The following is a 10,370-nucleotide window of genomic DNA, read 5'->3' as shown; positions in this document are numbered from 1 at the left end:
CTATTTAATAGTTAATTAAGCGTTACATTTGCTGTATTTTTAGCGCTTTATTTTTTGAACTGAAGGAATGCAAATGCGGATTGGAGTTTTATGTGGTGGCAGATCGAGTGAGCGAGAAGTTTCATTAAAGTCAGGAGCACAAATTGTATCTGCGGTGAAAGCTCTAGGTCATGACGTGGTGCAGTTAGATCCGTGTAGCATTGATCTCTCCATGCTGAATCTTTATAAGCTCGATAAAGTTTTTATTGCATTACATGGCGGGTTAGGTGAAAGCGGACATATCCAAGCATTGCTCGATATTTTGCAAATCCCTTATGTAGGCAGTGGTGTACTAGCATCTGCGATTTCATTAAATAAGCTAAAAACCAAAGAAGTGTGGTCGGCAAATGGTTTATTGACCGCACCTTGGGTATTGGTACGTAAATCGACATCTCAATCAGATATTTTAAAGAGCTGTGGTGAAATCACATTTCCTGTTGTGATCAAGCCTTTAAATCAAGGCTGTAGTATTGGCGTTGCAAAAGCTGATAATGAAGAACAACTATGGCAAGCACTGCTAGCAGCATTTGAATATGATGATGAAGTGTTGGTAGAGCAATTCATTGTTGGGCGTGAATATACCTGCGCAATATTGAATGATGAAGCACTACCTGTAGTACAAATTTGTTCAGATACATTTTTTGATTGGAGTGCCAAGTTCGGAACACAAAGTGCGACGTATCATTGTCCATCAGATCTGAGTGAGCAAGAAGAAAAGAACATGCAGCAAGTTGTTAAGGCTGCATATAAAGCGTTAGGTTGTCGAGGTTGGGGGCGCATAGATGTGCTGTTAACTGAAAATAACGATGTGTATTTAATTGAAATGAATACCATTCCAGGGATGACAGAGCGTAGTGTTTATCCAATGGCTGCAGCCCAAGCCGGTTTAACTTATAACGATCTCATTGCTAAGTTACTCGATAAAGCACAATTTGATACGATTTAATTCAATTTCTTAAAACACCGTGATAGCCATACTATCACGGTGTTTTTTTATGCTGATGTATTTGGCTTCTTATAGATGGATATATATGAGAACTACCTGATGTTGTTTTTTTATCTATTTGGTAACTTTTTATTGCGAGATAATATAAAAAGCATTAATGTACTAGTTCACTGATACATTAGCTGTAAGGAAGAGATATGAGCAAACCATCCACACTTGGCGGTGCATGCATTATTGCAAGCGTTTGTGTTGGCGCAGGCATGTTAGGTTTACCGAGTGCAGGGGCGGGCGCATGGACATTTTGGAGTGTTATTGCGATCTCATTGACCATGGTCATGATGACCTTATCAGGTTGGTTACTGCTAGAAGCATTAAAGCATTATGATTTTAAGGTTTCTTTTAACACCATTACCAAAGATGTGTTGAACCGTAAAATCAATGTTGTTAATAACCTATCGTTGTATTTTGTTGGTTGTATTTTACTTTATGCCTATATCTCATCATCGGGCATGATTTTTAGTAATTTGCTTGGCATTAATGAAAAGCTAGCATCGGTTTTATTTGTAGCGGTATGTTCTGCATTTGTGCTGCATTCTACTCGTGCCGTTGATCGTATTTCTATTTTGCTCATTATCTTCATGTTGGTGAGCTTCTTAATTGGTATTTCAGGTTTAGCTGCAAATATCCAATTACCTGTACTGCTCGATACTACCCACTTGCATTCAAGTTATTCACCGTATGCATTAGCCTTGTTACCGATTGCATTAACCTCGTTTGGTTATCACCACTCTGTCAGCACCATGCGTGATTACTACCGAGATGAATACCGCGCAAAGAATGCAATTTTAGGTGGCACCTTTATTGCGTTAGGTTTCTATCTGGTATGGGTGTTATGTATTTTTGGTAACTTGCCACGTGAGGCGTTCGGCCCTGTGGTTTCTGCTGGTGGCGGGATTGATGCACTGACTCATGCTCTTGATAGCGTAATTGATTCAAATAGTGTGAAACAGGCTATTCGTATTTTCTCTATTGCTGCTGTTGTGTCGTCATTTATTGGTGTCGGTCTGGGTGTCTTTGATTACCTAGCAGATTTATTTGGCTTTGAAGATACCAAGCAAGGCCGATTGAAAACGTGGGCGATTACTTTTGTTCCACCATTACTGTTTTCATTGGTGTCACCATTTGGTTTCCTTGCTGCAATTGGTCTAGCAGGTGCTGCGGCAACGATCTGGGCATGTATTATTCCAGCAATGTTGGCAAAGAAAACTCGCCAATGTAAAGCACCGAAAGAAGGGTTTGTAGTGCCGGGTGGTAATGTAACGGTATATGTGGTGATTGGTTTTGGTGTAGTGACTGCCGTGTTCCATATTATGGCAATGGCTAATTTGCTGCCGATATTTAAAGGCTAATTGGCATTAAAGAGAAAATAAAAACGGAAGTTCAAAGCTTCCGTTTTTTGTTTAGCGAAATTGTTTGGCTTCAGGTAAGTATTCAAACCCAGCACTTGCCAGTTTATCGATCAGCTTTTGGCGATCGATATCGTAGAATTTCACTAGTTCATCAAGATCTTGGAAATCATCACGGATTTTCATGTTAACGATGCTCATCAACATAATAGGATCCATGGATTCAAATTTAGCTAAGTCCATTATTTGTCCTCATGATCACTAATTAATAAATTAGCCGCAGCAAAGGCCGCACGTTCACGCACTTCTAACGGTAAGTTGGTATCTTCAGCAATGTCATTGAAGGTTTTGATCGCACAAGCAATAGCTGCTGGAATATAGCCTTGATCGCCACTGCCAATTTGCGCATAGGTAGCACGAATAAGCTCGCCGCATTGATAAACTTGCATAATTATCCCTCTTTAGAAAATGTTCAAAAAGATAACAATATCTATTTGAATACTCTCATTATCTAGAGAGAGCATCATAGCGTTAAATGAAATAAAAACGTAGCTGTTATGGTGGTTAGCGCAACGGAATGATTATTTATTACGCTTGTGTTGATAGAGTTGACGATCGGCACGTTCAATCAGTGACACCATCGAGTCACCTTGCATGAAAGTGGCTGTGCCATAAGAAAAGCCAATATTGAGAGCATTTAGGATCGGGCTTTGATCAATGTAGTCACTGATCCTCGCTGCCACTTTTACTTCCGAGCGAGGACTTGCAGGTTGCAGTAAAATAATAAATTCATCACCACCAATTCGGTAGCAACGATCAGAATTTCGGATTGCATGTTTTAAAGCTTGAGAAAACGCTTTAATAACCTTGTCACCATCAAGGTGACCAAAGTTGTCATTGATCTGTTTGAAGTTATCTAAATCACAGATAAACAGCACGAGTTCTACACTGCGCTTTTCACTCATCGCAATGGCGTGGTGAATATCTTGCTCAAAGCACATTCGATTACATAAGCCAGATAACTGATCCATTAAAGCCATATTTTTTACTTTGCGGTATTCAATGGCGTTAAATAATGAGCCAGCAAACAGACGGTGATATGTATGCAGTAAGCTGATTTCGTCATCATCTAGAGGATATAAGGTGGAGTATTGCAGAGTGCCTAAACAGCTATCACCAAAACGAAGCGTAAAACTTTTTTGGTGAGGACTCGCTTGTCCTTTGCGGATCAAGGTGGTGGTTTTATCTAAGGTCCAAACCAAACGGCAAATATCAATTTGTTTATCAAGCTCGCGACACAAGATCTCAAACAGTGAACGGATCTCTAATTTCCCTTGTAGCTTTTGTAGGATCAACAGGCGTTGATCTGCGGCTAAAGGTTTTTGCTTTAGCTTAAGAGAAGGAGATGAGGTTACGTGTTTAAATAAAGCGTGTTCCATCACTACAAGATCATTAACTATTTAATTTGTCACTATAGGGGATCTAAAGAGTAGATCAATCGTAGCAACAGGTTTATGCAATTATTTTAACATATTACATAAAAAAATGGGGGAGATGTTGAGGTTTTTATTAATAAAAAAGCTGCCATATTCGGCAGCTTTTTCAATATGTTATGAAGCTTTTGAATTAAGCAAGTTTTTGCTTAAGGAATTCAACAACATCATTAACAGCCACAGCTTCTTTAGTACCAGTGCGACGGTTCTTATATTCCATCTCACCGTTTTCTAGGCTACGGTTACCGATAACGATAGTGTGTGGAATACCGATCAATTCGTGATCTGCAAACATAACACCTGGGCGCTCTTTACGATCATCAAATAGCACGTCGATACCCGCAGCAGTTAGATCAGCGTACAGTTTTTCTGCCGCTTCTTTCACTTCTTCAGACTTCGCCATGTTCATAGGAACGATAGATACTTGGAAAGGTGCGATTGCGTCAGGCCAGATAATACCGTTTTCATCGTTGTTTTGTTCAATAGCAGAAGCCACAACACGAGAAACACCGATACCGTAACAACCCATTTCTAGGATTACGTTCTTGCCGTTTGAATCTAGTACGCCACAGTTCATCTTCTCAGAGTACGTAGTACCTAGTTGGAAGATGTGACCTACTTCGATACCACGCTTAAGCATTAGCGTACCTTGACCACATGGGCTTGGATCGCCTTCTACTACGTTACGTAGATCTTCAACACGACCTAGTTCAACGTCACGGCCCCAGTTGATGCCAACATGGTGTTTACCATCGATGTTTGCACCTGCAGCAAAATCGCTCATTACAGCAACTGTGCGGTCAACGATGAATGGTAGCTCAAGACCAACAGGACCTAGTGAGCCTGGACCTGCGTTAACGAACTGGCGAATTTCTTCTTCTGTTGCCATTTCCAGTGGAGAAGCAACACAATCTAGGTTTTCTGCTTTAATTTCGTTCAATTCGTGATCACCACGAATTAATAGCGCTACGATAGGCGCATCGATCTCATCAGAAGCTTTAACAAATAGCGTCTTGATTGTTTTTTCGATAGCGATACCGTGTTGCTCAACTAACTCATCGATAGTTTTCGCATTTGGTGTATCGATAACAGAAAGCTCAACCGTTGGCGCTGCACGATCGTGAGCAGGGGCTAGTGCTTCTGCTTTTTCGATATTTGCTGCGTAGTCAGATTCAGTTGAGAATGCAATTAAGTCTTCGCCGCTTTCTGCTAATACGTGGAACTCTTGAGAGCCATTACCACCGATTGCGCCAGAGTCAGCCCATACTGGACGGTACTCAAGACCCATGCGATCGAACGCTTTACAGTAAGCGTCGTGCATTGCATCGTAAGACTTTTGTAGACCTTCTTTGTCAATGTCAAAGCTGTAAGCATCCATCATGCAGAATTCACGTGCACGCATTACACCGAAACGTGGGCGACGCTCGTCACGGAATTTAGTTTGGATTTGGTACAGGTTCAACGGAAGTTGCTTGTAAGAGCTAACTTCGTTGCGTACTAGGCTTGTGATCACTTCTTCTGCTGTTGGACTAAGCACAAACGGACGAGTATGGCGGTCAGTAAAGCGAAGTAGTTCAGGGCCCATTTTCTCAGAGCGGCCTGTTTCTTCCCATAGTTCAAACGGCTGAACAACGGGCATCAAGGTTTCGATTGCGCCTGCATTGTCGATCTCTTGGCGAACGATGTTTTCGACCTTACGCAGTACACGCAGACCTGTAGGTAGCCAGGTGTATAGACCTGAAGCCAGCTTACGGATCATACCTGCACGTAGCATTAGCTGGTGGCTAATAACTTCTGCGTCGTTTGGAGTCTCCTTCAGAGTAGAAAGAAGATAATTACTGGTACGCATTGATGGTATCCGTTGATTAATTAAATTAAAAAGAAGGGATAAATCCCGCCCGTCAGCGATCTGACGATAGCCGAATATCTTACCAGCCTACACGCTATTCGCCAAAGAGAACTGTATAAGATCTGCTATTGATTAACTTTCTCGATCTGATTAACGGTTATTTGTTGTTCAGTCACCGAGAAGTGCACATTAAAATCAAACAAGTGGACAGCATATTGCTTAGGATCTGGCTTGCCTTTCTTATAAGCCGGACGAGGATCTTGGGCTAATACTTCACTGATCACGGTTTGATAATAGGCTTTATTTTTTGCTGGTAGTTGATTGAGTGCGGCTTCGCTAAAACATACTGGCATGAGAGCAGGCGTGCTTGATGCAAAGCCACCTTGTGCGTGCGGCAGGCTGTCGGAATAAGGAATATAAGGTTTTATATCAACAATAGGCGTGCCATCAACCAGATCGACCCCACCTAATTCGATGATCACATTGCCATTTTCATGGCGAATTCCTTTTAATTCGACCGCTGACATACCAATGCCATTTGGGCGAAATGTGGCACGGCTAGCAAACACGCCAATGCGTTCATTGCCACCTAAACGAGGAGGACGAACAGTTGGGCGCCATCCTGCTTCTAAATTCTGATCAAATAAAAATAACAGCCATAAATGGCTAAATTGTTCGATGCCTCTTACCGCTTCTAATGAATTTGCCGCACCTTGCAAAATAATTTCAGAACGTGCACTCGGTACTAACCCTGGCTGTCTAGGAACCGCAAATTTTTCTTTATAAGGGGAGTGGATAATACCGATAGGATCAATGCTATAAGACATGAAATGAAGCCAGCTAAGAAGTCAAAAGAGCTGAGAATATAACATAAAAAAGGGTAGGTGCTGAGACCTACCCGATAAGTGTATGGTTATAAAACGCTGAGATTACCAGCCTTTAACCACACCACCATTGAAGATGTTTTTCGCTGAGTTATAGACATCTTCAGATTGGTATGCTTGAACGAATTTCTTCACGTTTTCCGCATCTACATTGTTTGCACGAGAGACAATCAGGTTCACGTATGGCGATTCTTTATCTTCTACAAACACGCCATCACGCTCTGGTGTTAAGTTAATGCTACTTGCGTAAGTGGTGTTGATGATCGCCAGTGCTACATCATCAAGTGAACGTGGAAGTTGTGCCGCTTCTAGCTCAACAATCTTCAGGTTTTTCGGGTTTTCAACAATATCTAATACAGTTGCTGTTAAACCTGAACCGTCTTTTAGCTTAATAAGGCCTTGCTGTTGAAGTAGCAATAATGAACGACCAAGGTTAGTTGGATCGTTTGGTACAGCTACTTTGTCGCCCTCTTTTAGCTCATCAACAGTTTTAATCGAGTTTGAGTAACCTGCGATTGGGTAAACGAATGTATTACCTGCAACAGCAAATTTGTAACCACGATCTTTAATTTGCTGATCAAGGTATGGTTTGTGTTGGAATGCATTGGCATCAATAGAGCCTTCTTCTAATGCCGCATTTGGTGATACGTAATCAGTAAAGGTCACAAGCTCAACATCAAGACCATATTTCTCTTTCGCTTGCTTTGCTGCAACTTCAGCAACTTGCTCTTCGGCTCCTGCCATGACGCCAATTTTTACCTTGCTGTTATCAACCACGGCTTCTTTTTCACCACAGCCTGTTAATGATAGGGCTGCTGCAACACCTGCAAGAGCAAAAACATGTTTTAGATTAAACGCCATACAACTTCTCCTTAAAATGGGGTTTTCCTTAAAGTGTTTTGATTATCGATGATCAACACGTTTTACGAGGTAATCACCGACAGATTGAATAATTTGTACCAGTACGATCAGAATGACGACAGTAATAGCCATCACAGTGCCATCAAAGCGTTGGTAGCCGTAACGAATACCCACATCACCTAGACCACCGCCACCAACGGTACCCGCCATCGCTGAATAGCTCACTAAAGTAACCAAGGTGATTGTCACCGCATTAATGATGCCCGGTAACGCTTCTGGCAATAGTACTTTCTTAATGATCTGTAGCGGTGTTGCTCCCATAGATTGGGCTGCTTCAACTAAACCAGATGGAATTTCTAACAATGCCCCCTCTACTAAGCGAGCAATAAAAGGAATTGCCCCTACCGCTAAAGGTACAATTGCTGCTGCAGTACCAATTGAGCTACCGACTACAAAGCGGGTAAAAGGAATGATGGCAACCAGCAAGATAATAAAAGGAATAGAGCGACCGATATTGACGATAATGCCAAGGATGTTATTAACAACGGTATTTTCTAATAAGCCATTTTTCTTGGTTAAGTGAAGGGTAACACCCAGAGGAATACCAATAACAAAACCAATTAGCCCTGATACAAACACCATGGTTAATGTCTGTCCCAGTGCTTCAATAAGTAAATCAATCAGGCGGGTATTTTGTTGCCACCATAGGGTTAAATCATTAAGCGACATAGCCAAGTACCTCAACATTCACTTTATTTTGACGAAGAAAATCAACCGCATTATCAACGGCGGTGTGATCGCCGAAAAATTCTGCCAGCATCAATCCAAACTTCACACCGCCTGCGTAATCCATATCAGAGCTAAGAATGCTGATATCTAAGTTAAACTTACGGGTTACTTGGCTGATCAATGGGGCATCTACAGAAGCACCAGTGAACTCTAAACGAATCAGAGGGAATGAGTTTTCAACTTGAGTTGGAGTCATACGTGCTTGGTAATCAGCAGGAATCGACAGATCTAATGTTGAGCGAATAAAGTCTTTAGCTAATTCAGTTTTAGGATATGAGAAAATATCACCAACCGATCCTTGTTCCACTAATTTACCGCCGCCGATAATCGCTACTTCACTACAGATACGTTTCACCACATCCATTTCATGGGTGATCAGCAAAATAGTCAGATTGAGCTTACGGTTAATTTCTTGGAGTAGTTCAAGAATTGAATGTGTGGTTGCTGGATCTAATGCGCTGGTGGCTTCATCACACAGTAGCACTTTGGGATCGGATGCCAATGCACGTGCAATCGCAACACGTTGCTTCTGACCACCACTTAAATTTGATGGGTAACTTAAGTGTTTATCTTCAAGTCCGACTAAAGCTAAGAGCTCTGTTACTTTTGCTTTAATCGTTGATTTATCAGTATTGGCAAGCTCTAGTGGCAAAGCAACATTATCAAAAACTGTGCGAGATGAAAGAAGGTTGAAATGTTGGAAAATCATGCCGATTTTACGGCGAGCTAAAGTGAGCTTCTGATTAGATAGGGTAGTGAGATCGACACCATCGACAATCACTTGCCCATTAGAAGGGCGCTCTAACAAATTAACACAACGGATCAGAGTACTTTTACCTGCGCCCGATGAGCCAATAACCCCGAAGATAGTTCCTTGCTGAATCGTAAGGTTGATATCGCTTAATGCGTTAATAGCCTTATCGCCTTGATAGAAGACTTTATTGAGTTGTTTTATTTCTATCATTGAACGTCCTGCTCCTAGATAAAACTATTGGATGATATTAAATATCTATTGTATAAATTTACGGTCGATTGTTTTAATGGTGTTAAATAAGCAATCATCCTGTGATTCTGATGCTATGTTCTATCACAAAAACTGTCAATAGCTATTTTTACGTCTAGACGTCTAAATGAGTTCCTACCAATGAGTTAGTGAATAACGAGTACTTTTCACTATTAACTCGTGCCATAATCTAAGAAATTGTGATTTATGAGGGCTAACCTTTGGCCAAACCTGCAGTCTTTATTGACCGTGATGGCGTAATTAACGTTGATCATGGCTATGTACATACCGTTGATGATTTCGAATACGTCGATGGTGTGTTTGAAGCATGTAAAAAATTAAAAGAGATGGGCTACCTATTAGTATTGGTAACAAACCAATCAGGTATTGCTCGTGGTATGTTCACTGAAGACGAATTTCTATCTTTGACAGAATGGATGGATTGGAACTTTGTTGATAATGGTGTTGAGTTTGACGGTATCTATTACTGCCCACACCATGCAACAAAAGGTCAAGGTGATTACTTACAAGACTGTAATTGTCGCAAACCAAAACCAGGCATGTTTATCTCTGCCCGTGATTTCCTCAAGATTGATATGGCAAAGTCAGTCATGATTGGTGATAAAGCAGATGATATGAAAGCAGCATCTGCTGCCGATGTTGCCGTTAAGGTATTAGTGCGTACAGGTAAACCAATCACCGAAGAAGGTGAAGCATTAGCAAACGTCGTATTAGACAGCATTGCAGATGTTCCAGCTTGGTTAGCACAGCAATAATGTCCATCGAATCTTGCTAAAAGATGGTTGAGAAATTGAGAAAAGCAGCGTTTTGACGCTGCTTTTCTTTTTTAGAGCTTCAAAATGTCTGCGTTAGTGAAAAAACACCCTATTTTGCGATTGTTGTTTGAAAAATGGACAAACGATTGCGGTTGAAGAAAAAACCTTAAAAAAACTATTGTCAGCAAAAAAAATATTCCTATAATGCGACCTCACTGACACGGAGTAAGCCACAGGCAAGCAACGTAATCAGTATTGTTCTTTAACAATTTGACCATGCAATCTGTGTGGGCACTCGTTGAATGATTAGTCAAAAAGATTTAT

General features: G+C 41.1%; 11 protein-coding genes. 3 read left to right on the top strand and 8 right to left on the bottom strand.

The features are described 5' to 3' along the window. The first annotated feature begins 73 nt into the window (after nt 1-73). Together E5A76_RS02520 and E5A76_RS02515 are read left to right on the top strand one after the other, a co-directional pair. Entirely contained in the window at nt 74-985 is a 912-nt protein-coding gene (locus E5A76_RS02520) for a D-alanine--D-alanine ligase family protein (RefSeq protein WP_161118002.1), read from the top strand. A gap of 197 nt (nt 986-1,182) precedes the next feature. Beyond that, the gene (locus tag E5A76_RS02515) at nt 1,183-2,394 is read left to right on the top strand and encodes an aromatic amino acid transport family protein (RefSeq protein WP_161118001.1); all 1,212 of its coding nucleotides are present in this window, start codon (nt 1,183-1,185) and stop codon (nt 2,392-2,394) included. Nucleotides 2,395-2,445: 51 nt separating this feature from the next. On the opposite strand, the gene E5A76_RS02510 is transcribed toward E5A76_RS02515, so the two are convergent. The 8 genes from E5A76_RS02510 to metN form a co-directional block, all read right to left on the bottom strand. Continuing rightward, entirely contained in the window at nt 2,446-2,634 is a 189-nt protein-coding gene (locus E5A76_RS02510) for a DUF4250 domain-containing protein (protein WP_053989477.1), read from the bottom strand. Then, nucleotides 2,634-2,840, bottom strand: coding sequence for a YaeP family protein (locus E5A76_RS02505; RefSeq protein WP_053989476.1), 207 nt, complete (start codon nt 2,838-2,840; stop codon nt 2,634-2,636). The genes E5A76_RS02510 and E5A76_RS02505 overlap by 1 nt, the downstream gene beginning before the upstream one ends. 132 nt (nt 2,841-2,972) lie before the next feature. After that, the gene (locus E5A76_RS02500) at nt 2,973-3,830 is read right to left on the bottom strand and encodes a GGDEF domain-containing protein (RefSeq protein ID WP_161118003.1); all 858 of its coding nucleotides are present in this window, start codon (nt 3,828-3,830) and stop codon (nt 2,973-2,975) included. Nucleotides 3,831-4,017: 187 nt separating this feature from the next. Beyond that, nucleotides 4,018-5,733 carry a proline--tRNA ligase gene (locus tag E5A76_RS02495; protein ID WP_107167198.1) on the bottom strand — a complete coding sequence of 572 codons (1,716 nt, stop codon included), beginning with the start codon at nt 5,731-5,733 and terminating at the stop codon, nt 4,018-4,020. Nucleotides 5,734-5,858: 125 nt separating this feature from the next. Further along, nucleotides 5,859-6,560: a tRNA (N6-threonylcarbamoyladenosine(37)-N6)-methyltransferase TrmO gene (gene tsaA, locus E5A76_RS02490; RefSeq protein WP_161118000.1), complete on the bottom strand. Its 702-nt coding sequence runs from the start codon at nt 6,558-6,560 to the stop codon at nt 5,859-5,861. A 102-nt stretch (nt 6,561-6,662) separates the two neighbouring features. Beyond that, entirely contained in the window at nt 6,663-7,478 is an 816-nt protein-coding gene (locus E5A76_RS02485; RefSeq protein WP_107167196.1) for a MetQ/NlpA family lipoprotein, read from the bottom strand. Between the two features lie 42 nt (nt 7,479-7,520). Continuing rightward, nucleotides 7,521-8,207: a methionine ABC transporter permease gene (locus tag E5A76_RS02480; protein ID WP_008986254.1), complete on the bottom strand. Its 687-nt coding sequence runs from the start codon at nt 8,205-8,207 to the stop codon at nt 7,521-7,523. After that, on the bottom strand, nt 8,197-9,231 hold the full coding sequence (gene metN / locus E5A76_RS02475; RefSeq protein WP_161117999.1) for a methionine ABC transporter ATP-binding protein MetN: 1,035 nt from the start codon (nt 9,229-9,231) through the stop codon (nt 8,197-8,199). The genes E5A76_RS02480 and metN overlap by 11 nt, the downstream gene beginning before the upstream one ends. 260 nt (nt 9,232-9,491) lie before the next feature. On the opposite strand from metN, the gene gmhB reads away from it, so the two are divergent. After that, nucleotides 9,492-10,046, top strand: coding sequence for a D-glycero-beta-D-manno-heptose 1,7-bisphosphate 7-phosphatase (gmhB, locus tag E5A76_RS02470; protein WP_161117998.1), 555 nt, complete (start codon nt 9,492-9,494; stop codon nt 10,044-10,046). The last annotated feature ends 324 nt before the right edge of the window (nt 10,047-10,370 follow it).

Origin of the sequence: Photobacterium lucens, assembly GCF_009873615.1 — a bacterium.
Taxonomy (GTDB): Bacteria; Pseudomonadota; Gammaproteobacteria; order Enterobacterales; family Vibrionaceae; genus Photobacterium; species Photobacterium lucens.
This window is presented reverse-complemented; position numbering and strand designations above follow the sequence as displayed.